This is a genomic window from Autumnicola musiva (assembly GCF_031846585.1).
GTDB classification, from domain to species: Bacteria; Bacteroidota; Bacteroidia; order Flavobacteriales; family Flavobacteriaceae; genus Autumnicola; species Autumnicola musiva.
In genome coordinates, this window is sequence record NZ_JAVRHK010000006.1 from 46,483 (window position 1) to 71,513 (window position 25,031).

The 25,031-nt window shown below is 38.5% G+C and carries 16 protein-coding genes; 11 read left to right on the forward strand and 5 right to left on the reverse strand.

Annotated elements, in window-relative coordinates; translation table 11 throughout:
- Positions 1–11: 11 nt before the first annotated feature.
- Positions 12–1,976, reverse strand: a complete 1,965-nt coding sequence (locus RM539_RS09740) for an alpha-1,4-glucan--maltose-1-phosphate maltosyltransferase (protein ID WP_311503203.1) — start codon at positions 1,974–1,976, stop codon at positions 12–14.
- Between the two features lie 188 nt (positions 1,977–2,164).
- On the opposite strand from RM539_RS09740, the gene treZ reads away from it, so the two are divergent.
- From treZ to RM539_RS09765, 5 genes are all read left to right on the forward strand, one after another.
- Positions 2,165–3,967: a malto-oligosyltrehalose trehalohydrolase gene (treZ, locus tag RM539_RS09745; RefSeq protein WP_311503204.1), complete on the forward strand. Its 1,803-nt coding sequence runs from the start codon at positions 2,165–2,167 to the stop codon at positions 3,965–3,967.
- Between the two features lie 108 nt (positions 3,968–4,075).
- On the forward strand, positions 4,076–6,502 hold the full coding sequence (locus RM539_RS09750; protein WP_311503205.1) for a DUF3536 domain-containing protein: 2,427 nt from the start codon (positions 4,076–4,078) through the stop codon (positions 6,500–6,502).
- Positions 6,499–9,156 carry a malto-oligosyltrehalose synthase gene (gene treY, locus RM539_RS09755; RefSeq protein WP_311503206.1) on the forward strand — a complete coding sequence of 886 codons (2,658 nt, stop codon included), beginning with the start codon at positions 6,499–6,501 and terminating at the stop codon, positions 9,154–9,156. Before RM539_RS09750 ends, treY begins: the two co-directional genes overlap by 4 nt.
- Before the next feature lies 1 nt (position 9,157).
- Positions 9,158–10,693, forward strand: coding sequence for a 4-alpha-glucanotransferase (gene malQ, locus RM539_RS09760; protein ID WP_311503207.1), 1,536 nt, complete (start codon positions 9,158–9,160; stop codon positions 10,691–10,693).
- 56 nt (positions 10,694–10,749) lie between these two features.
- On the forward strand, positions 10,750–12,057 hold the full coding sequence (locus RM539_RS09765) for a serine hydrolase domain-containing protein (protein WP_311503208.1): 1,308 nt from the start codon (positions 10,750–10,752) through the stop codon (positions 12,055–12,057).
- A 66-nt stretch (positions 12,058–12,123) separates the two neighbouring features.
- Here RM539_RS09765 and RM539_RS09770 read toward each other — a convergent pair whose 3' ends face one another.
- The gene (locus RM539_RS09770) at positions 12,124–13,401 is read right to left on the reverse strand and encodes a carboxypeptidase-like regulatory domain-containing protein (protein ID WP_311503209.1); all 1,278 of its coding nucleotides are present in this window, start codon (positions 13,399–13,401) and stop codon (positions 12,124–12,126) included.
- A gap of 379 nt (positions 13,402–13,780) precedes the next feature.
- Positions 13,781–16,027 (reverse strand): PQQ-dependent sugar dehydrogenase, encoded by a 2,247-nt coding sequence (locus RM539_RS09775; protein ID WP_311503210.1) that lies wholly within the window; start codon positions 16,025–16,027, stop codon positions 13,781–13,783.
- 316 nt (positions 16,028–16,343) lie between these two features.
- On the opposite strand from RM539_RS09775, the gene RM539_RS09780 reads away from it, so the two are divergent.
- From RM539_RS09780 to mscL, 6 genes are all read left to right on the forward strand, one after another.
- A complete protein-coding gene (locus RM539_RS09780; protein ID WP_311503211.1) occupies positions 16,344–17,078 on the forward strand; it encodes a class I SAM-dependent methyltransferase in 735 nt (244 codons plus the stop codon).
- Positions 17,079–17,260: 182 nt separating this feature from the next.
- Positions 17,261–18,355, forward strand: coding sequence for a redox-regulated ATPase YchF (ychF, locus tag RM539_RS09785; RefSeq protein ID WP_311503212.1), 1,095 nt, complete (start codon positions 17,261–17,263; stop codon positions 18,353–18,355).
- Between the two features lie 265 nt (positions 18,356–18,620).
- Positions 18,621–20,483, forward strand: coding sequence for a DNA topoisomerase IV subunit B (locus RM539_RS09790; RefSeq protein WP_311503213.1), 1,863 nt, complete (start codon positions 18,621–18,623; stop codon positions 20,481–20,483).
- Positions 20,480–20,968 (forward strand): hypothetical protein, encoded by a 489-nt coding sequence (locus RM539_RS09795; RefSeq protein ID WP_311503214.1) that lies wholly within the window; start codon positions 20,480–20,482, stop codon positions 20,966–20,968. The genes RM539_RS09790 and RM539_RS09795 overlap by 4 nt, the downstream gene beginning before the upstream one ends.
- A complete protein-coding gene (locus RM539_RS09800) occupies positions 20,968–23,616 on the forward strand; it encodes a DNA gyrase/topoisomerase IV subunit A (protein WP_311503215.1) in 2,649 nt (882 codons plus the stop codon). The genes RM539_RS09795 and RM539_RS09800 overlap by 1 nt, the downstream gene beginning before the upstream one ends.
- On the forward strand, positions 23,616–24,065 hold the full coding sequence (mscL, locus tag RM539_RS09805; RefSeq protein WP_311503216.1) for a large conductance mechanosensitive channel protein MscL: 450 nt from the start codon (positions 23,616–23,618) through the stop codon (positions 24,063–24,065). The genes RM539_RS09800 and mscL overlap by 1 nt, the downstream gene beginning before the upstream one ends.
- On the opposite strand, the gene RM539_RS09810 is transcribed toward mscL, so the two are convergent.
- Both RM539_RS09810 and RM539_RS09815 read right to left on the reverse strand, forming a co-directional pair.
- Positions 24,066–24,440, reverse strand: a complete 375-nt coding sequence (locus RM539_RS09810) for a DNA topoisomerase IV (protein ID WP_311503217.1) — start codon at positions 24,438–24,440, stop codon at positions 24,066–24,068. It abuts the gene before it with no gap.
- A 31-nt stretch (positions 24,441–24,471) separates the two neighbouring features.
- A complete protein-coding gene (locus RM539_RS09815; RefSeq protein ID WP_311503218.1) occupies positions 24,472–24,894 on the reverse strand; it encodes a helix-turn-helix transcriptional regulator in 423 nt (140 codons plus the stop codon).
- Positions 24,895–25,031: the final 137 nt, after the last annotated feature.

Genomic DNA, 25,031 nt, shown 5'->3' on the forward strand with positions numbered 1-25,031 from the left:
GGTATAATTTTTTATCTCTCATTAGTTGTTTCAATACGTAAAATATGTGCAGGTAGTGCCTGTGGATGGAGCTCTACATAATTCCATTCATTTTGCCATATATATCTGGAGGCGGTAAGCAGATCAACAACGGCAAAAGGTTGATGGCCTTTTATTTCCAGTTCCTTCAAAGGCACTTTTATCCAACCGGATTGGGTATGATGAGGATCCAGATTCACCACAATTAGAAGTTTATTTCCGGTTCGTTTATCTATCTTTGAATAGCAAATTAGCTGATCGTTGTCGGTATCGGCAAAGGAAATATTATAGGTAGTTTGAAGAGCAGTATTTTCATTCCTTATGCTGTTAAGCTGACTAATAATTTCTTTGGTTCTTGTAGGCCGGTACCAGTCCCAATGCTTCACTTCATATTTTTCAGAGCGGGTATATTCCTCTTTACCCGGATATGCTTCATTCAAACCGAATTCAAATAAAGGACCATATATTCCATAATTTGAGGAAAGGGTGGAGGCCAGGATTATCCTGATAAGGAATGAAGCTTCACTTTGATTTTCAAGGGAAACAGGAAGAATATCGGGCGTATTGGGCCAGAAGTTGGGCCTAAAATATTCTCTGAGTTCCGTTTGGGTAAGTTCTGTTAAATATTCCTGGAATTCCTCTTTGGAATTCCTCCAGGTGAAATAGGTGTAAGATTGCGTAAATCCTACTTTTCCCAATTCTTCCATTACCCGTGGACGCGTAAAAGCTTCTGCAAGAAAGATAATGTCCTTATGGTTTTTGTTAATTTCTTGAATAAGCCAATCCCAGAAAATAAAAGATTTGGTATGTGGATTATCTACTCTAAAAATTTTCACTCCTTTATCAATCCAATATTCCACAACACTTTTTAATTCCTCCCATAGATTTTCCCAATCTTCAGTCTCAAAATTTACAGGGAGAACATCCTGATATTTTTTGGGGGGATTTTCAGCATACTGCACCGTTCCGTCTGGCCGCCATTTAAACCATTGCGGATGCTCCTTTACATAAGGATGGTCCGGACTGCATTGTATAGCAAAGTCAATAGCTACTTCTATCCCGTTTTTTTCAGCTTTTTTTACAAAAGAAGTAAAATCATCTATAGTTCCTAATTCCGGATGAATGGCTTTATGTCCTCCTTCTTCAGAACCGATCGCCCATGGGGAGCCCGGATCACCCGGCTGTGCTTCCGTAGCATTATTTATACCTTTCCGGTGGCTCTTTCCAATAGGATGAATAGGGGGTAGATAAATAACATCAAAGCCCATATTGGCAATTTCAGGCAATATTTTTTCTGAAGACTTAAATGTTCCATGTTTTCCGGGTGTTTCTGAAGTAGACCTTGGGAAAAATTCATACCATGCACTGAAGAGAGCCCGTTTTCTTTCCACCTTTACCTTAAGTATCTTTTTATAACGGGTTGCTCTTTCCCGTTGCCGGGTTTGATACATTACATTTGTAACTGCATCTTCAAAAATTTTGGATATTGCTTCAGATTCTTTCTCTTCGTCCCGCAGAAGGTTTATCCAGTTTCGCAATTGCTTCTTTTGGCCGGAATTTGCCTGAGCAAGGGCATCTTCCATAAGTTCTGCTCCAATAAGAATTTCAGTTTTCACATTCTGCCGGGCCTCTATCTTTTTATTTAGGCCGCTTCTCCATGTGTTGAAGTGGTCAATCCATGCTTCAATAGTATATTCATAAATTCCGGGCTGGCTTCCTTCAAAGGCTGAAGACCAGTGGTCATTTCCTTCATGAATCATAGGAATTTCCTCCCACTTATTTTCGTCTCCCGCTTCCCGGTATAGGAGTACGGCGTCCACTTTATCATGTCCGTCTCCAAAAATATCAGCTTCTACTTCTATTCTTTCATCAACGATCCTCTTGATTTGATATTTGCCACACTCAATTTGAGGAGAAACATTTCTAATACTTGCTCTTTTTTGCCCTTCTGCCTTCATGAAAATTTTTTAATTTTTTAATATTTTTACTCTATAGAGACTCCATAGAATAAGGAATTCTCAAACAAATCTCTACTAAAGGTAAATAAGCAGAGTAAATACTCTAGTTAAATAATTACTAAACATCTATAATTACAATTTATCCTTGTTAGATTTGGATGTGGTTGAACTTATTTAGAAAGAGGATTATGGAAAGAAAAGTAGGAGCTATTTTTAAAGAGAATGATAATTGTGAATTTACAGTATGGGCACCTTCAGCTGAAAAAGTTGAAGTAATCTTTAAAAATAATGAACTTCCCGTTTTATTAAATAAAGAAGAGAAAGGCTACTGGAGTAAAACTCTTGAAGAAATAGAACCAGGCACTTTATATAAATTCCAGCTGAATGGTGTAAAGAAATTTCCCGATCCCGCTTCACGCTATCAGCCTGAAGGTGTACATGAATGGTCACAGGTAATTAATAATAATTCATATAAATGGAATGATGAAGACTGGAAAGGTCTTTCAATGGATAAAATGATTATCTACGAGCTGCATGTTGGTACTTTTACGGCGGAAGGTACCTTCCGTGGAATTCAGGAAAAATTGGATCATCTTTTGGAGTTGGGAATAAATGCCATAGAGGTTATGCCTCTTTCTGCATTTCCGGGAAATAGAAATTGGGGATATGACGGAGTATACCCATACGCAGCTCAGGAAAGTTACGGTAGTACTGAAGCTTTAAAAGAATTAATTGATAGTTGTCATGCAAAAGGTATAGCGGTAATACTGGATGCGGTTTATAACCATATGGGGCCGGAAGGAAATTACCTTTCCGAATTCGGGCCTTACTTTACTGAGAAATATAAAACCCCCTGGGGAAAAGCGATAAATTTTGATGACCCTTTTTCGGACCATGTTCGAAATTTTTTCTTGCAGAGCGCAATAATGTGGCTGGAAGAATATCATTTTGATGGACTCCGCCTGGATGCTATTCATGAAATAATTGACAGAGGAGCCAAACATTTGCTGCGTGATCTAAGTGAACAGGTGGATAATTTGGAGAAAAAGAGCGATCGTAAATATGTGCTCATAGCAGAAAGTGACCTAAATGATGTAAAGATTATTAATTCGTATTCCAAGGGAGGTTTTGGCCTGGAAGCACAATGGGTGGATGATTTTCACCATTCTCTGCATACTCTTCTAACCGGTGAAGATGAAGGTTATTATGCCGATTACGGAAAGCTAAACCAACTGGCAAAATCTTTTCGACAGGCATTTGTTTATGATGGTGTATATTCAAGCTTCAGAAAGAGAACAATTGGAAACAGTCCTGCAGAACTGTCTTCTTCCAGTTTTGTAGTATGTATTCAAAATCATGATCAGGTAGGGAACAGGATGTTGGGAGATCGCCTTACTCAGCTTATTTCTTTTGAAAAATTGAAACTTTCTGCCGGAGTTTTGCTTACTTCTCCAATGGTTCCAATGCTATTTATGGGAGAGGAATTTGCAGAGGATAATCCTTTTCAGTATTTCGTTAGTCATGGGGATCCAGACCTGGTAAAAGCTGTTCAGGAAGGCAGGAAAAAGGAGTTTGAATACTTCAATCAAAAAAAAGGAGAGTTTCCCGATCCACAGTCTGAAGAAACTTTTAATAATTCAAAAATCAACTGGAATTTTGAAGAATCTGAAAAAAAGAAGGTGATATTTAACTTCTATAAAGAACTGATTCGTCTACGTAAAGAAGGAGCTTTTAAAGATTTTGTGGAGAAAGAGATTCATACTGAAGTAGATGAACAGAAGAAGCTAATTATTGCTTCGGCTGGCAAACTTACCGCACTTTTCAACTTTAGCGAAGAAAATCAAACTCTTAATATCTCTGAAGAAAATATCAATATCATTTTGGCTTCTGCAGAGAAGAAATGGGATGGTCCGGCAGATTTCTCTTCAAAATCAGATATCTACAGAATAATAAATATTCCGCCGGAATCATTAATAATTTGTAAAAGTTAGAAAAATATTTACATCTTGCTTAAATTATAAATACCTTTTAGCATACATTGGAATTCCGGAATCCTAAATTAATCATCTGGAGCATAATCACTTATCAATAAAATAACTATGAAAGAAAAATATATTTGTATTCACGGGCATTTTTATCAGCCACCAAGGGAAAATCCATGGCTAAACAAGGTAGAAATTCAGGATTCGGCATATCCTTACCACGACTGGAACCATAGAATTAATGCCGAATGTTACATTCGAAATTCCTCTTCCCGTATTCTTAATTCCGAAGGAAAAATTGAGGATATTATGAATAATTATGCCTGGATGAGCTTTAATATAGGCCCAACCCTTTTGGCGTGGATGCAGCATGAAGCTCCTGAAACCTATGAGGGAATCTTACAGGCAGATAAAGACAGCAGAGAACGTTTTTCTGGTCATGGTGCAGCTCTGGCACAGGCTTATAATCACCTTATTATGCCGTTGGCCAATGAAAGAGATAAAGAAACACAGGTTATCTGGGGAATTGAGGATTTCAAATCCAGATTTCAACGTTCTCCTGAAGGTATGTGGTTAGGAGAGACTGCGGCCAATACCGAGACACTTGAAATACTTGCCAAACATGGTATTAAATTTACCATTCTTTCACCATACCAGGCCAGGAGGATGCGTAAAATAGGCGATGAAAAGTGGGAGGATGCCACCGATGCCAAAGTTGATCCACGTAAACCTTACGTGTGTAACCTGCCTTCAGGTAATACAATCACCCTCTTTTTTTATGATGGGCCAGCGTCACAGGGTGTTGCATTTGAAGGCCTGCTGAACGATGGTGAGCGTTTTGCCAATCGCCTGCAGGGTCAGTTTACCGAAGAAGAAGATGTTCAGCTGGTACATATTGCTACCGATGGTGAGAGCTATGGGCACCACCACAAACTTGGTGAGATGGCTCTGTCTTACTGCCTTGATTATATAGAGGAGCATGAAGAAGCTAAGCTTACTATTTATGGTGAGTTTCTGGAAAAACATCCTCCCCAACATGAGGTGGAAATCATCGAAAATACTTCCTGGAGCTGTTACCACGGTGTAGAGCGATGGAGAAGTGATTGTGGCTGTAATACAGGAGGCCATGATAACTGGAACCAGAAATGGAGAGCTCCCCTTCGGGAAACTTTTGATTGGGTAAGGGAGCAGTTAATTGAGCTGTATGAAAAGGAAATGAAGCAATATACCTCTACTCCCTGGGAAGTACGGGACAAGTATATTCAGGTTGTGTTGGACCGCAGTGAAGAAAATGTACAGGCATTTTTAAAACAGCGTTTTGGTGGAGAATTACAGGAGGAAGAAAAAGTAAAACTCCTGAAATTGCTGGAAATGCAGTATCATGCCATGCTTATGTATACCAGTTGCGGCTGGTTCTTTGATGAGGTGTCCGGAATAGAATCTATGCAGGATATTTTTTATGCAAAGAGAGCTGTACAGCTTGCCGAGGAAATTAGTGGCGAAAATTATGAGGATACTTTCGTGAAATACCTCGAAAAAGTACCCAGTAATATGCCGGATTTTGATTCTGCCAGAGTTGCTTATGATAAATTTGTAAAGCCAATGGCTCTTGACATGATACGTATTGGGGCGCATTATGCTGTATCTTCTCTCTTTGAAGACTTTCCCGATGAGGTTAGCCTTTACAACTTTAGTGCGGTTACAAAAGAGCAGCATTTTTATGAAGCGGGAAAACAAAAGCTTGTTGTTGGGAGAACGGAATTTAGGTCCGATATTACCTGGGAAAAAGTAGATATCTCTTATGCGGTGCTACATATGGGAGATCACCATTTATTTGGTGGAGTGCGTCCTTATATGGGAGCTGAAGCACTTGAAGAATTACATCATAACGTAGCCGAATTTTTTCAAAAAGGAAATGTCTATGAGATATTTAATATGATGGATAGTTACTTTGGAAATCATAATTATTCATTCTGGCATTTATTCCGTGATGAACAACAGAGCATTATGGATCTGGTAATGGAAAATACTTTAAAAGGAGCCGAAGGTGCTATACAGCAGGTTTATGAAAATAGCTATCCATTGTTACAAACCTTTAAGGAAATTCACATGAAGGTTCCAAACAGGCTAAAACTTCCTGCAGAACTGGCATTAAATACCAAGCTTGGGAATATATTAAGGGAAGAAGATTTCGATCTTGGTAGCTTTAAATCTTTAATACATTCTGCAAGACAAATCAATATTAATCTTGATGTGGTAACGCTTAGTTTCTTAAGTGATAAAAGGCTTAATGCATTAATGCGGCAATTAAAAGAAAATCCAAGTGATACTGAACTAATGGATTGTATAAATGAGTTTATTGAGCTACTGCATGAAAGTACACTTGAACCCGAAACATGGGAAGCACAAAATATTGTTTTCAGCATGAGGGAAGAAGAACTGGATTCTGCAAATAGGGTAGGTGTTAAAAAAGACTCTGAGAGGGAAAAGTGGAAGGAATCATTTTTACGCCTTACTAAAAATCTTAATCTTGTTGAGGTATGAAAATACCAGTATCTACATACAGATTACAACTGTCTCCAGACTTCACCTTTGAAGATCTCCATGGCATTGTAGATTATCTGGATCAACTTGGGGTTTCCACTATCTATTCGGCGCCTTTTTTCAAAGCAAGAGAAGGAAGTACCCATGGGTACGATGTGGTTGATCCATTTACCATAAATTCTGCCATTGGAAAACTACAAGATTTTAAAGCAATTTCTACTGACTTGCATAAGCGGGACATGAACTGGCTTCAGGACATTGTTCCCAATCATATGGCTTTTGACAGCAGCAATCCCTGGTTGTGCGATATTTTTGAATTGGGGCCAGATTCCCGGTATTACAATTTTTTCGACATCAACTGGGAATATAAAGGCTGGAACAAGGTAATGGCCGCTTTCCTGGGTGATTCCCTGGAGAAAATCCTTCAGAATAAGGAATTAAAGATTGTCATGGATAAAGGTGGACTGGTTCTAAAATATTTTGATCATATTTATCCTGTTGCCGCACGTTCCTACGAATCTATTCTGAAGGAAACTTCTTTAGAGGACTGGAATGAAAAGTTCAGGAATTTTTCCGGTAATGCAGAAGCCTGGCAGGAATTAAAAGCTGCATTTTTTAAAGAGTTCAAAGAAGACAGGGAACTCGAAAACATTATTACAAAGCGACTTGATAAAGTAAATAATGATCAGGATCAATTTTTGGAATTTCTGGAATTGCAGTATTTTAAACCTGTACACTGGCAAACTACGGAAAGTGAAATTAACTATCGCAGGTTTTTCACCATTAATGACCTGATATGCCTTAGCATGGAAAATGATAAGGTTTTTGAAAATTATCATTACTTCATTAAGGAATTGCTGGAGGCTGGCTTGATTCAAGGCCTTCGGGTTGACCATATTGACGGACTTTTTGATCCGGAAGACTATACCCGAAAACTCCGGGAGCTTGCAGGGGAAGATGCTTATATTGTAGTGGAAAAGATTTTGGAAGCCGAAGAAAAATTACCTGTAAAATGGCCTGTTCAGGGAACCAGCGGGTATGAATTTCTGGCACAGATAAATCATCTTTTTACTGCTTCAGAAAACAAAGATCATTTTACTAAAGAATACCGTAACATAGCTTCAGAAGTTTCTGAATATGAAGATATGGTTTATGAGAAAAAGCTTTTTATCCTGAAGGAAAGAATGGGAGGGGAGCTTCATAATCTTATGCTTTATCTAAAAGATGAAAATTTACTGGCTGAGGATTTAGAAGAAAAAAATACTAAAGAAGCATTATGCGCTTTCCTGGCAGCTTTTCCTATTTATCGTATATATCCGAAGAAATTTCCTTTAGAGAAATCAGAGTTGAAAATCATTGATATAGCTTATAATAAAGCTCTGGAAAAGCAATCGGGATTACAGAAAGAACTTTCTTTTATAAAATCGTTGCTGATTAATGAAGCAGGAAAAAACACTGAAAAAAGTTTATATTTTCTTCAACGTTGTCAGCAATTCAGCGGGCCATTGGCGGCCAAAGGAGTGGAAGACACCAGTTTCTATATTTACAACCGTCTCATTTTGCACAATGAAGTAGGAGATTCTCCGGATAATTTTGGAATTTCTATTGAAGATTTTCATCGAAAGATGCTGGAAAAACAAAAAGATTTTCCTCACGCACTTAACGGTACTGCAACGCATGACACAAAGAGAGGGGAAGACAGCCGGATGAGGCTGGCCGTATTAAGTGAATTTCCCGCGGAATGGTTTGAAAAAGTAAAAGAATGGAAAGAAATAAATAAGGGTCTAAAAACGAAAAATGCTCCCGATGATAATGAAGAATATTTTATTTATCAGGCTTTAATTGGGGCAATTCCTTTCGGAGATTATGACAAAGAAGAATTTTTACAGCGTACCACGAATTACCTGCAGAAGGTGATGAGGGAGGCAAAAGTGAATTCAAATTGGTCCATCCCGGATGAAGAACATGAAAATGCTGTTTTTGATTTTATAAAAAGTATTCTGAAAAATGCCCAATTTTGTGCTTCTTTTGATTCGTTTCAGGAGAAAATAGCAGTTTTGGCGGTTGTAAAATCCTGTGCCCAGGTTTTGATAAAAAATACTGTTCCCGGCGTGCCGGATATTTACCAGGGTACTGAGCTTTGGGATTTAAGTTATGTAGATCCCGATAACCGGCGTCCGGTTGATTATGAAAAAAGAAATAATTATCTCAGGGAAATAAAAAGTACTGATCCGGAAGAAACTGGAAATTATCTTCAGGGCTTAAAACAGAATTTTAGCGATGGAAAAATAAAATTTTATGTGCTTCATAAAACCATTCAAAACAGGAAAAATTCTTCAGAATTGTTTGAAAACGGGGAATACCTGGGACTAAAAATTTCAGGTGGCCTGGAGGGAAAAGTAATTGCCTTTGCGCGTAGATATCAGGAAGAATGGAGTATTACTGTGGCTCCTGTTAAGATAAAGAACCTATATGCTGTAGGTTTGAAAGCAGATGATCACTTGCTAAAGGAATCTTATCTTCATTTACCTGATATCGCCCCACAAAACTGGAATAATGTTTTTACTGCGGAAAATATTATAAATGACAATAAAATTCCGCTGGAAAAATTGATTGGGAATTTTCCTGTAGCGCTTTTAATCAATAAAAAATAATATGGATTTACACAGGAGTAGTGGCATTTTACTTCATATAACATCCCTGCCCTCCGATTATGGAATAGGAGATTTGGGAAAATCTGCTTATGAGTTTGTGGATTTCCTAGAAGATTCAGGGTATCATTACTGGCAGTTGCTGCCGCTTAATCCAACCCATTCTGCGTATTATCATTCGCCTTATAGTAGCTATTCCGCTTTTGCCGGTAATCCGCTGCTTATAAGTCCGGAATTATTGGAAAAGGAGGGATATTTAGATTCCGGAGAAATTTCAAAACCAAAAGGTGTATCAAATAAGAAGGTGAAATTTGAAGCTGTTGAAACTTATAAGGTTAACCTCCTAAACACGGCGTTTGAAAACTATAGATCTAAAAAAGCAGCTTCAGAAGAGTTTAAAAAATTCTGCAATAAGCACCGCAAGTGGCTTGAAGATTTTGCCATTTTTCAGGTATTTACAAAAAAATACGGCCGCGGCTGGACAGGCTGGCCAAAAGAGATAAAGAATCGGGAAGACGAAGCCATAAAAAAGGCATATAAAGATTTTGCTGAAGAGATAGAAAAGGAAAAATTTTTCCAGTATATCTTCTTTCAACAATGGGAAGCCCTGGTAAGGTATGCCCATAAGAACAATGTAGCATTTATTGGGGATATTCCCTTCTATGTAAACCATGAAAGTGCCGATTGCTGGGCTCATACCGAATACTTTAAGCTGAATGAAGAGAAAGAACCTACCCATGTTTCCGGCGTGCCACCAGATTATTTCAGTGAAACCGGTCAGCTTTGGGGAACACCGGTCTTTAACTGGAAAGTTTTAAAAAGTAATGACTTCGATTGGTGGGTGGAGCGTCTAACCCAAAATCTCTTGCTGTTTGATGTGGTAAGACTGGATCACTTCCGTGCCTTTTCTGCTTACTGGGAAGTGCCGGCAAAAGAAGAAACGGCCATTAACGGAAAGTGGATAAAAACTCCAGGAACACAGTTTTTCAGTGTAATCAAAAAGAAGTTTCCAAAAATGCCTTTTATCGCTGAAGACTTAGGCTCTTTGGATGAGCCTGTTTATAAACTACTGCAAAAATTTGACTTTCCGGGAATGAATGTGCTGCACTTTGCTTTTGGTGAAGAAAAAGCAGATAATCCTTACCTGCCTTTCAACCACAAACCTCACAGCCTTGTATATACCGGTACGCATGATAATAACACCACGCGGGGCTGGTTCGGGAATCTGGATAAGGAGGCTAAAAAGCATCTGAAGAAATATTCAGGAAGAAAAATAAGCGAAGAAAACGTGCACGAGATAATGCGTACTATGGCATTAAAATCTGTATCTAAAATTGCGGTATTTCCTTTACAGGACCTGATAGGAATGGGGGAAGAGGCTATAATGAACACTCCCGGCACGATTAAGAACAACTGGACCTGGAGAGTTAAGCGAAAAGAAATTCCTTTTAGCAGCGCCAAAGATTTCCGGAAGCAGAATATCCTTTTCGGCAGGTTTAAGGAACCAGAGATTAAAAAGAAGTCTGATAAGAAGAAGTAGAATAGCTGCAGCACCTGAAGATTATTTTTTAAATTTACGGGAATAAAAATTCTCTTATGCATAATCTATCTCAATCCCGCAAAATATTGCTGGGAGTATACTTTATAGCTTTTAACCTGAGCATCTGTGCCCAGACCAATTCAGTAAAATCCTCTGATCACCTTGCCGAATCTGCTCCACAATCTGTAGGGGTCTCTCCGGAAAGACTGGATAAAATCGGTATTATGTTACAGGAAGCTATTGATAATAACCAGATTCCAGGTGCTGTAGCTTTAATAGCAAAAGACGGAAAAATTGTCTATCATAAAGCTTTTGGAAAAGCAAATGCCGGTGGTGAAAAACTGGAAAGGGATGATGTGTTTCGTATTGCCTCCCAAACAAAAGCTATTACTGCCACTGCCGTAATAATGCTTTGGGAAGAAGGGAAATTTCAATTAGACGATCCTATTTCTAAATATATTCCGGAATTTAAAGATCCGCAGGTTCTCCAAACTTTCAATGAAGCAGATTCTTCTTATACTACAAGGCCTGCTGATAAGGAAATTACTATAAGGCAGCTGCTTACACATACCTCAGGACTTGGTTATGGAATGATTGATTCCGATCCCAGGATCAGGAAAATATATCAGAAAGCCGGGGTTACCGAGCTTTTTACCACCAAAAATGTGAAAATTGGAGAGGTGATTAAGAAGTTGGGAAAACTTCCATTGCATCATAATCCAGGCGAAAAATTTACATATAGTATGGGATTGGATGTGCTGGGATATTTTGTGGAAGTAATTTCAGGCCAGTCTTTCAGTGACTATCTTACTGAACATATTTTTGATCCGCTGGAGATGGATGATACTCATTTTTATCAGCCGCAAAGAAATACTGAACGCCTGGTGGCTATCCAGGAAAAACAGGATGGAAAATGGCAAAATCTAAGGACTACTTTTTTTGATCCCGATTATCCTGTAAAGGGAGCGAGAAGTTTTTATTCCGGGGGAGCGGGACTTTCCAGCACTGCTGAAGATTATGCCACTTTTCTACAGATGTACCTTAATAAAGGCGAATTAAACGGGAAGCGGTTGCTTAGCCGTACTACGATAGAAAGTATGATGGGCAATCAAACGGAAGATCTTTTTGGTGGAAAAGATAAATACTATTCTATCGCTTTTGCCGTTGTTACTCCCGAAGGTGAAAGTATGGGCGGCTTTGGCAGTGAAGGTACCTTTGACTGGGGCGGTTATTTTAACACCCAGTATTTTGCCGATCCTGAAGAGAATGTAATAGGAATCCTGATGAAACAAACATCGGGAGAAACGGGGGATGAAACCGGATGGAAATTCCGTCAAATGGTTATGGCCAGCATAGATGATTAAATAAGAATTCGCCTGTTATCTTAAAGAGATAGGAGGCGGTTTCCTAATCAAATTTAAGAGAAATGCTTATTCTTTTTTCATATTGCGCTTAATTTTTTCTATTGCATTTTGAATAGATTTTTCAGGCTCAATTATATTGTTATTTCCCCAAAATTCCTTGTCATAAAATCCGCTTATATCATCGGCCATTACCACATAGGGATCAATAAGGTCGGCATTTTCCTTCCATTCGCTGTCGCTATACTTTTCCCAATCAGTCACCACCATTTCGCTGTTAACGGTATAACGGGAATTAAATATTTTTCTCTTCCAGTTTACCACATATTCCATAATTGCATTTCCATAAGAAAAATGCCATTTTCCATCCTTCTCGGCATAATCTACTTCATAATACAGCTCTACAGGATATACTTTTGAACCGGTGGGTTTCTTTTTTACGAACATGCGTGTAGCCATATCTCGGTCATCAACATCCATTTTGTACTTTGCACGAACAAGAGTTAGGCTTTCTGCATCAATATATAGTTGACCAAAATACCAGGGGGTGGATTTATCCATCTCCTCAAAATTTACCACATAGATATAGCGGTCATCTATTTTGGTAGGATCATCAAAATTAAATTCATAGTTCTCCATCATTTCCGGTTTAAGTACATACTCTGTGTACTTGATCAGGTCCAGATAAAGGCTGTTAAAAGGTCCTCCTCTCAGTTTCAAAGCCAGGGTGTCCAATTTGTCGTAATCTGTACTTTTTCTTGCTTTATAGATTGAAACCAGGTCTTTTCTCCTAGTATTGTGTGGTTTCTTATATATTTTCACCACCGCTTCAGAAAGAGAAACATTTGTACGCCGTCTTTTGATTATTTCCCTGTAGAAGGCGGTCATTAAGGTTTGGTCGGTAATATAATTTTCATCTTTTTGAGTCAGCATTTTCTCCACAAGGGTGCGGGCATCTTTAGCGTTAAAAATATTTACTTCAGAAAGCTTTTCTACAGATTCCACAAGTTCCACCCGATTATTATCCTTAAAATAATCAAGCGGAAGGTTTTTACTGCTGAACCCCAGGTAGGAAACATTAACAATAACAGGCGTTAGACTATCATGAACTTTCAGTACAAATTCCCCGGCGGCATTGGTAATAGTAGAAATATTGCTTCGGTTTACCGAAATTAGAGCAGACGCAATAGGATCATCATTTTGGCTGTTTACCACCATACCTTTATATTCTGTATAGTTTTTTTGATTTTGCTGTTGAAAAGCAAATAAATAGACCGGTAAGAGTAAAAATATCAGGAAGGCCAGGAGCTTTACGCTCTTAAGCTGAAAAAAATTAAATGTTTTCATAGCAAAATATTTTAAAAATAAATCCCTTTAAGATACCAAAAATTTAATCTTTTATTAATTTTATTTAAGTTAATATTTTAAGTTATTATAAATTAATTCCTTAATTGCATACTGATATTTATGTGTTAAAAAAAACAGATGGTAATCAATCACCTATTACATAAGTATATAAGTTTGCAGTAAATCAATTTTCACTGAAGTAATTGAGGATTTGTGAGATAAAAAGAAAAAATAAGACCTGGCGGAAATAGGAGCAGGTTTGGCAGGGTTCTGGGAAGCTGATGTATTTTTATCTTAAAAAAATAGAAAAAAGGCCGGATAATCTCATTTAGAAGATCCGGCCTTTCTTTTAAATTATATTCATCCGCAACTTGCGGGTCTAGTTTGAAAGTTTTAGAATTTTACCAGTATTTCCTGTAGGGCCGGTCATTTCAGATACTGCTATATAAATTTCACCTTCAAGGTCCTGTCCAAACCCTTTAAGATAATATCCAATATCATCCGGATTACCTGCAAGATCAATTTCAACGAAAGACCATAATCCGGATCCGGATGGCAACGCTACAAAAATTTCTCCCGAAAGAGGGTCTTCACCATTGGAGAAAGAACCAAAGATGTATTGCCCCTGGAATTCTGGTAAGTCATTCCCGCGGTACACATATCCTCCCACGATAACACTCGTTCTGCCACCAGCGGGATTTTGATAATTTTTCATTTCAATCACCGGATCTATAAGAGGATTTCCATAAATATCAACTTCAGGACAATTGGGTAAAACCTCTTCATTATTGGAAGCATTAAAGCAATGAGTTCCTTCTTTCACATTCCAGCCGTAATTACCGCCTTTATTCACGATACTTACTTCTTCCCAAAGTAGTTGTCCTGCATCTCCTACATAAAGCTCATTCATCCCGCCCATATCGAAGGAAAATCGATAAGGATTCCGGAAGCCATAGGCATAAATTTCATCCAGGCCGGGCCCGTCAACAAAAGGATTATCTGCCGGAATGCTGTACGGTCTACCATTAACATCTATTCTGAGGATATTTCCCAGGAGGTTAGCTTCAATATCCTGCCCGTTACCACCGGCATTTACTTCATACCAATCTTCAACATGTCCTGGAGCCACATCATTGGAACCGCCACCATCGCCGATGGAAATATAGAGGTAACCATCTGGACCAAAGGCTATGGTCCCCCCCTCATGATTAGTTTGAGGCTGATCTACCTCTAAAACAATTCTTTCTGATCCTGAATCAGCCTGGTTAGGAGTTGAAGGAGAAACGCTGAATTCTGAGATCCGGCTTGTGTTGTTCCAGGATGCTCCAGTTTCCGGGCCACCCGCACGGGGTGGTGCAGTGTAATACACGTAAAAAAGTCCGTTCACAGCATAGTCAGGATGAAAAGCCAGTCCCAAAAGACCTCTCTCGTCATATTGAGTCCTCAAATCTACAATTTCCCCTGATATATCTAAAAATGGTTCCTCAAGTTTATTACCTGATTCATCTATAACCCAAATTTTGCCAATCTGGTCAATAACAAATAATCTTTCGCTGTCATCGGGAGCTGCAACCACCCCCAAGGGGGAAACCATGTTATCTGCAATTATCGCTAATTCCACATCGGCGAATAGAGCAGGGGAATCTGCGGCTCCATTGCCGCAGTCTCCTTCCATAAAATGGAAATAATCATTATTGGATTCTCCATCAAAAAGCGCCCTTATATCTTCATCTGAAATAAGCCCGCTGCGAATTATTTCTTCCTCTGCGTCATATTCATCAGAAGGCATTAAGGAGATTTCTATATAATATTCATCGATGCCGCTTCCATCGGGCAGGACGATACAAAGTGGATCTGCATAGGCATCACCATTATTATTTACTCCAACCATATTCATCAAATCGCTCCCGATAGGAGTGCCCATTGGATTTTCAATATCCCCGCTATAGTTCCAAACATCCACACTAAAGTGCGCAGGATAATGCCTGCCATTGTCATCGCAGTAATTTCCAAAAATGCAGAATTCTATAGCTTCTTTGGCAATAATATCGAAAAACAGATATCCATATTCATTAACCATCCGGTTATCATAGCACATAACATCTACGCTTACATATTTCTTTACCCCTGCACCAAGGGAAATATCAAAGGGGAGTGCGGTATCTACCATTTCATCTAAAGAACCCATCTCCCGTGGCGCAATCCAGATTTCATTCCCGTTTGCATCAAAAACGGTAAAATATTCCAGCGTGTAGGTGCCGGGAACAAGTTCCAGTTGTGATGAATATTCAGTAAAATAATTCTCTACCCCGTCCCCGTCAGAGTCATCAGGATTTGGATTTAAATCCACCCTAACCGGATCATCGTCATTACCAACTGCCCAGGCTCCATCTTGCGAGAGGGCAATTTCCACATAGGCGGGATTATTGTCTGAACATTCAGGGATTCCACCAATTTGCTGTTTAAGGGCAGCCTTATTGGAAACAAGATCATTTAACAAAGTACTAAAAGATAACGTAGCTTTTTCTGGATCACTTTCAGTTAAATTATTTTCATCTTTACTACAGGAAGAAAATAATAATGCCAGGGCGGCAATAAACGCTGCACAATAATTTAATTTTTTCATAAGTATCAATTAAGGTTATTTAAATTTTATAACTAGCTGAAGTATCGTGGACCCAGATAAACAGCAAAATGAAATTCTCCTGAGGGAGAGAGGAGATCCTAACAATCAATTTTCAAGTTAGATGATATCCGGAAAGTAGGGGATAGGTGAATTCCCCCATTTCCCTCTGATTTATAAATATTTAGATCATTTTTTCTTCCCGTCATTGATTCCATGACAAATTGTATTTTTAATGAGGATCAGGATACTCATTCCAAAACTTGGCATTTAATTAAAATTTCCTGCAATTATTCTTAATTTTAGATAAACGGCAGCTATGAAAGATAATTTTTCTACAAAATCAGAACAGTACGCAAAATTCCGGCCCACTTATCCGGCAGAGTTATATGATTTTCTTAGGAAACATCTAAATAATAAATTAACTGCTTGGGATTGCGGAACGGGCAATGGACAGGTAGCGGCAGAATTGGCTGCGTTTTTTCAGGAAGTGTATGCTACGGATATAAGTGAACAACAGCTGGAAAACGCCGTGAAAAAATCAAATATTACCTATTCAAAGCAACCTGCGGAAAAAACTATTTTTCCGGATAATTATTTTGACCTTGTAACAGTGGCACAGGCCATACACTGGTTTGATTTTGATAAATTTTACGCTGAAGTAAAAAGAGTGGTTAAGCCGGACGGATTAATTGCTGTTTTAGGTTATGGCTTGTTTTCCAGTGATTCTAAAACCAATAAAGTCATTCATCATTTTTACCGGGAGATTACAGATCCTTACTGGGATCCGGAGCGGAAATATTTAGATGAAGAGTATAAAACCATTCCTTTTCCGTTCGCTGAAATTGAAACTCCTCATTTCCGGCTGGAATTAAACTGGAGTCTTGATCAGCTTCTGGGATATCTGAAAACATGGTCTGCCGTTAAACATTATGAAAATGCTAATGGAGAGAATCCTGTAGATCTTGTGGCAGATGATTTCAGAAAAAGTTTTGGAACCCAGGGGAGGGTGATTTTTCCAATACTGTTCCGACTCGCTAAGGTAACTGCCTGATTTTTATTTCCTGGGTAACGTTTAGATTAAACGTGTGATGCCTGAATTCCCAATTTAAAGGTCCAACCTCCACTTTTGAAATGTCTCATCGCAACTTTTATCTTATGAATTGTCACTTATTTATTCTCGGTTCTAATTCTTATCTTTGCAGCCGCAAAAATTACTGCATCAAAATTTAAAATATGAAAGCCGGAATTGTAGGATTACCTAATGTTGGAAAATCAACACTCTTTAACTGTCTGTCGAACGCAAAAGCGCAGAGTGCAAATTTTCCTTTTTGTACAATAGAACCAAATATTGGAGTGGTAAATGTTCCCGATAAAAGGCTTCAGAAACTTGAAGAACTTGTGCATCCTGAACGTGTACAGCCTGCAACGGTTGAAATTGTAGATATTGCCGGGCTGGTGAAAGGAGCAAGTAAAGGGGAAGGTTTGGGAAACCAGTTTCTTGGAAATATTAGGGAAACTGATGCAATCCTTCATGTTCTAAGATGCTTTGAAAACGATAATATTGTGCACGTGGATGGTTCTATAGATCCTATAAGAGACAAAGAAACCATCGATATGGAGCTTCAGTTGAAAGATCTGGAAACAGTAGATAAAAAGCTGGATAAAGTAAAGCGTGCTGCTAAAACGGGGAACAAAGATGCGCAAAAAGAAGAGGCAGCGCTTTTAAAGCTGAAAGAAGGCCTGGAAGCAGGAAAATCTGTGAGGGCAATAGATTTAACTGAAGATGAACGTAAGGAATTTGTAAAACCACTCCAGTTTATTACCGATAAGCCGGTAATGTATGTATGCAATGTGGAAGAAGGTTCTGCAGCTAATGGAAATGCACATGTGGAAAGAGTCCGGGAAGCTGTAAAAGATGAAAATGCTGAAGTTTTAGTGCTTGCCGTTGGTACCGAAGCCGATATTACTGAACTTGATGATTTTGAAGAGCGCCAGATGTTCCTTCAGGATATTGGCCTTAGCGAGCCTGGATCAGCCAAACTTATACGTGGAGCATACAGCCTATTGAACCTTCAAACCTATTTTACCGCAGGAGAGAAAGAAGTACGGGCATGGACAATTCCTGTTGGTTCTACCGCACCCCAGGCTGCCGGCGTTATACATACCGATTTTGAAAAGGGTTTTATTCGTGCTGAAGTAATTTCTTATGAAGATTATGAAAGCTACGGCAGTGAAGCCAGGGTAAAAGAAGCAGGAAAAATGCGGGTAGAAGGAAAGGAGTATATTGTAAAAGATGGGGATGTAATGCATTTCAGGTTCAATGTCTAGTAGAGATTAGAAGTAAGAAGTGTGAAGTAAGAAGTGCACTTTTTACCAATCACAAAATTTCCATTCTTTTTTAAAGGAAAGGTGGCCCTTAGGACGGGGTGGTTTTTGATTTCGATAGCTCGATAATATTTTACAGATTTTTCCTTTTAACTCCACAATATCTAATTAACATTTGCGCTTAAATCTTTGTTAATTACTTTGTGCATCTACTATTTCAATTTTTGAAGCTAAGCCTTATATTAGCTGCAAACTCCATTTTCTACATATGAGCGAGGAAACAAAGTACACCGAAGATAATATTCGGTCGTTAGACTGGAAAGAACACATCAGGATGCGTCCCGGGATGTATATCGGGAAACTTGGTGACGGCTCCAGTGCCGATGACGGAATTTATATTCTTCTTAAGGAAGTTCTGGACAATTGTATAGACGAATTTGTGATGGGTGCGGGAAAGACTATAGAGATTTCTGTACAAAACCAGCGTGTGATTGTTCGTGACTATGGCCGTGGAATACCTTTGGGCAAGTTGGTGGATGTGGTATCCAAAATGAATACCGGTGGAAAATATGATACCAGGGCATTTAAAAAATCTGTAGGATTAAACGGAGTGGGTACTAAAGCGGTAAATGCGCTTTCTTCTTACTTTAGAGTAGAATCTACCCGTGACGGGCAATCTGCTTCAGCAGAATTTGAACAGGGAAATCTTATCAATCAGGAACACCTGGATGAAACTTCCCGCAGAAGGGGAACCAAGGTGACCTTCATGCCTGATGAAGCGATTTTCAAAAAATACAAATTCCGCAATGAGTATATCGAAAAAATGCTCAAAAACTATGTTTATCTTAATCCGGGATTAACTATAGTTTATAATGGTGAAAAATTTTATTCTGAAAACGGACTTAAAGATCTTCTTGGTGACAGTATAAATGAAGAGGACCAGTTATATCCCATTATTCATATGCGGGGCAATGATATTGAAGTAGCCCTTACGCACAGTAAATCTCAATATTCCGAAGAATACCATTCTTTTGTAAACGGGCAAAATACTTCCCAGGGAGGAACGCACCTTTTAGCCTTCAGGGAAGCAATAGTCAAAACCGTTAGGGAATTCTATGGAAAGAACTATGATGCAAGTGATATTCGGAAGTCTGTAGTGGCTGCCATCAGCATAAAAGTTATGGAGCCGGTTTTTGAAAGTCAGACTAAAACCAAACTTGGTTCCACAGATATGGGAGGAGAGTTGCCAACTGTCAGGACCTATATTAATGATTTTGTAAAACGGAATCTCGATAATTACCTTCACAAAAATTCGGAAACTGCAGAGCAGCTTCAACGAAAAATTCTTCAGGCCGAAAGGGAAAGAAAAGATCTTTCCGGAATAAGGAAACTGGCAAAAGACCGGGCTAAAAAAGCCAGTCTTCACAATAAAAAATTAAGGGATTGTCGTATTCATCTTAGAGATACCAATAAAGAGCGATATCTGGAAACCACTTTATTTATTACAGAGGGAGATTCGGCAAGTGGATCTATCACAAAATCGCGGGATGTAAATACTCAGGCAGTTTTTAGCTTAAAAGGAAAGCCTTTGAACAGCTACGGACTTAGTAAAAAGATAGTTTACGAAAACGAAGAGTTTAACCTGCTGCAGGCGGCATTGAATATAGAGGAGTCTATGGAAGATCTTCGGTATAACAATATTGTAATTGCTACCGATGCCGATGTGGATGGTATGCACATCCGTTTGTTGCTGATCACTTTTTTCCTTCAATTTTTTCCTGAATTGATTAAAGAAAATCACTTGTATATTTTACAAACTCCCTTATTCCGTGTACGGAATAAGAAAGAAACTATTTACTGCTACAGCGAAATGGAACGCAAACAGGCTGTGGAAAAACTTTCAGGAAAAGTTGAAATAACACGCTTTAAGGGACTTGGGGAAATTTCGCCAGATGAGTTTGTTCATTTTATTGGGGATGATATTCGCCTGGATCCGGTAATGCTTGATAAAGATAAGTCCATTGAAGAAATGCTGAGTTTCTATATGGGCAAAAATACTCCTAACCGGCAGGAATTTATAATTGATAACCTTAAGGTGGAACTTGATCTTGTAGAGGAGTTGGGCATATGAGGTTTACTAATAAAAATGAAATTAAAATTATCCCTTCTATTTATATTGTTCTGGTAGCAGTATTTGTGACCAATATTTTTGTAAATATAGAATTGATGGCTTCAGATGAACCTATAAGTTTCAGCCATTTTGTGCCCAATATCGGCACCTTATTTCTGGGATTATATGTGCATAGGATTGGGCAGAGTTTTGATTTTGACAGTGATGGAGAAACCCTCAATTTCAAAAGTAATGGGGTATTTTTCTCTAAATTCATGGAGTACAGGGTTAAAAAGGCTGAATTTCCGAAGAGAAAACTGGGAAATTTCCGGTTTAGTGATTACGGGATTTACTCATCATTAACTATATATATCAAATCCAGAAGAAGATCAGGATTTAAAAAATATTCTTTCAATACAACTTTTTTAAGCAGAAAGAAGAAGAAAGGCCTGATGGCCTCTCTTCAGAAAGTATTGGAGCACAACGCTAATAAAGCAACCGCCTAATGGAAGAAAACCAAGAAGGAGCTCAGGAAGAACAATTTGAACAGCCTAAAGAGGAGCTTATTCGGGTAACCGGGATGTATAAGGACTGGTTCCTGGACTACGCTTCCTATGTGATTTTAGAACGGGCCGTACCTGCCATAGAAGACGGATTTAAGCCGGTACAGCGCCGTATTATGCACTCCATGAAAGACCTGGATGACGGCCGCTATAATAAAGTTGCCAATATTGTAGGGCATACCATGCAGTATCACCCGCACGGAGATGCCAGTATTGGCGATGCCATGGTGCAGATTGGACAAAAAGATATCCTTATTGATACTCAGGGAAACTGGGGAAATATTTTAACCGGGGACAGGGCTGCGGCACCAAGATATATTGAAGCCCGGCTTTCCAAATTTGCCCTGGAGGTTTTATTTAATCCAAAGCTTACTGAATGGCAGCTTTCCTATGACGGAAGAAAAAATGAACCGGTAAATCTTCCGGTAAAATTTCCCCTGCTTCTGGCACAGGGAGCTGAAGGAATTGCCGTAGGATTAAGTACGAGGGTACTTCCGCATAATTTTAATGAGTTAATTGATGCTTCCATAAAACATCTTAGGGGAAAACGATTCAAACTTTTTCCTGATTTTCCAACGGGGGGAGAAGCCGATATTACCGATTATAATGATGGCATGCGCGGCGGAAGGGTACGCGTTAGGGCAAAAATTTCACAATATGATAAAAATACTCTTGCTATTACTGAAATTCCTTATGGCACTACCACCTCCAGCCTGATAGATTCAATACTTAAAGCGAATGATAAAGGAAAAATAAAAATTAAGCGAATTGAAGATAATACGGCGGCTGAGGTGGAAATTCTAATTCACCTGCCCCAGAATATTTCGCCAGATAAAACCATAGATGCATTATTTGCATTTACCCAGTGCGAAAATTCCATTTCGCCGCTGGGCTGTGTGATTATAGATAATAAGCCTATATTTTTGGGTGTTTCAGAGATTTTGAGACAATCTACAGATCATACATTGCATTTGCTGAAGCGGGAACTGGAAATTTCTCTTGATGAGCTTGAAGAACAATGGCATTTTTCTTCCCTGGAAAGAATTTTTATTGAAAACAGGATCTACCGGGATATTGAAGAGGAAGAAACCTGGGAAGGAGTTATTAAAGCCATAGATGAAGGTTTAAAACCTCATATTAAACACCTTAAAAGAGCGGTAACCAAGGAAGATATTGTTCGGCTGACGGAAATACGTATTAAGAGAATTTCAAAATTTGACATTGATAAGGCACAACAAAAAATAGAATCGCTGGAAGACCAGATTGCCAAGGTGAAGCATCACCTGGATAACCTGGTGGATTATGCCGTTGCTTATTTTGAAAAACTGAAAAAAGACTACGGAACAGGTAAAGAACGAAAAACCGAACTGAGGTTGTTTGAAGATATAGAAGCTACCAAAGTGGCAATTCGTAACACTAAGCTTTATGTTAACCGAAAAGAAGGCTTCGTGGGAACTGCGCTTAAAAAAGATGAATATGTTACTGATTGTTCCGATATTGATGATGTAATTTGCTTTACCGCCGATGGTAAAATGATGGTCACCAGGGTAGATTCAAAAACATTTATTGGTAAAGACATTATTCATGTGGCCATCTTTAAGAAAAAAGACAAGCGTACCATTTACAATATGATCTACCGGGATGGGAAAGGCGGCAGCACTTATATAAAACGTTTTGCGGTAACTTCGGTAACCCGGGACAGGGAATACGATTTAACCCAGGGAAAAAAAGATTCTAAAGTGTTCTACTTTTCTTCTAACCCCAATGGGGAAGCTGAAGTGGTAACTGTATTTCTCAGACAGGTGGGAAGCATCAGGAAAGTTAAATTTGATATGGATTTTGCTGACATCCTGATTAAAGGCCGAAATGTTAAGGGAAATATTGTAAGCAAATATTCAGTAAAAAGAATAGAACTAAAACAGGAGGGGGTTTCCACATTAAAACCAAGAAGAATCTGGTTTGATGAAACCGTAAACAGGCTGAATGTTGACGGCAGGGGAGAGCTTCTAGGAGAATTTAAAGGTGAAGACCGTTTGTTGATTATCACTCAGGACGGTGTGGCTAAAACTATTATTCCAGAACTTACCACCAGATTTGATGAAGAAATGGTGATCCTGGAAAAATGGAACCCGAAAAAGCCAGTTTCCGCGATTTACTGGGAAGCGGAGAAGGAGCGGTATTATGTAAAACGTTTCCATATTGAACATCCTGAAAGAGAGGAAAAATTCATCAGCGATCACGAAAAATCTTTTTTAGAAGTTGTTTCTACAGATTATTATCCCATGGCTGAAATTGTATTTGGCAAACAAAGAGGAAAAGATCAGCGGCCTAATGAAGAATTAAATATTGAAGAATTTATCTCTATTAAAGGAGTAAAAGCACAGGGAAATCAACTTACCACTGAAAAGGTGAAACAAATTAATCTTCTTGATCCAATGCCTTTTGAAGAACAGGAAGAAAACACAGGCGAAGGTGCGGAAGAAGAGGAGGATGAGAGTGCAATGGATAAAAAGCGCAGCCCTGAAAAATTAAAGGATGAAGACGAAGATTCTTCATCTTCAGAAAGTCAAACTAAACTATTTGATGAGTAATGGGATTTTTTAAGGAATTTAAGGAATTTGCCGTAAAAGGCAATATGGTAGACATGGCGGTAGGTATTATTATTGGTACCGCTTTTAATAAGGTTGTTGATGCGCTTGTAAAGCAAATTATTATGCCTCCGCTTAGTGTCCTAACCGGAGAAATAAATTATTCCTCGAAGAGATTTATACTGCAGGAAGCTGTGATGGCTGCAGATGGTACTGTAACCACTGAAGAAGTAGCTTTGGGTTATGGGATTCTTATTCAGTCGCTTATCGACTTTCTTATAATTGGCCTAAGCATTTTTGTGGTGGTAAAATTTATGAATAGCTTTAAAAAGAAAGCCGAAGATCCCGGTAATAAAACTGTGGTCACTCCCAAAGATATTGAGCTCCTTTCTAATCTTAATGCTTTGATGGAAGAGCAAAACAAACTGCTTCGGGAAAAAGGAGGAGTATAATCAATCCACTTTTGTTACTGAACCTTTTTCCCTGCGCGTTTCTCCCACAACTCCATATTCAAAGGTATATCCATTCTTATTTGTAGTAAGAATTTTCATGTGGATAGGTTTTCTTTCCTGCATGTTTTTAGGGTGCAGGTTCTTTAGGATATATTCGCAATCATTAATCCACCGTACTGATGAGGTATCTGCAGAGCCCTGAAATTCATCAATCTCTATAGAGTCATTTCTTATAAACCGTGAAGTCACTATCTCCCCGTTTAAATATGACTGAAATTGAAAGGTTCCTGTTTTATAATCTTCGCAGTTTCGTTCCGGTTGAAAGCAAGCCGTTATTAATAAACAGCAGACTATAATTATTACTATTTTACTCATATTGCAAAGTAACTTCTTTTAAGAAGAATTGTCAATTTTCAAATGCGTCAAATGTGCCGTCTTCATAAAAAATGACAATTTTTTTTATAGGCTTTGACCTATTGTTAAAATTAGCCCCAGTTGGCGCTTCTGCCTTTTGAATTTGCGGTGGTTGTTCAAACTTCTTTTGATTGTCTAAAGAAGGAACTGTTTTTTCTGCGGAAGGAGGAATGTTTTCCTGCCGATCTTCTTTGGGAAAATTTCCTTTTCCATTTAACAACCAGTATAATTCCACTTCAGGAAAATTTGTTACAATTTTCATCACAAAATCCAGACTTGGTTTATTCCTTCCGGAGAGAATATGAGAAATAGAAGAGCGGCCTACTTCAATTTTATCAGCAAAAGAAGCGGCAGACAAATCATAAAAATCAATGATTTTATTGAGCCGGTTTGCAAACTGTTCGGTGTTTACCATTGTGAATTAAATAGCTAATATTTTAGGTTTACAAATGTAATTAAACTTAATATTCTACCCAAATTACATATTTAACTATTCTTATATGCTTAAAGTGTTTTAATATGTGAATAGGTTTAATATGATAGTAATCAATA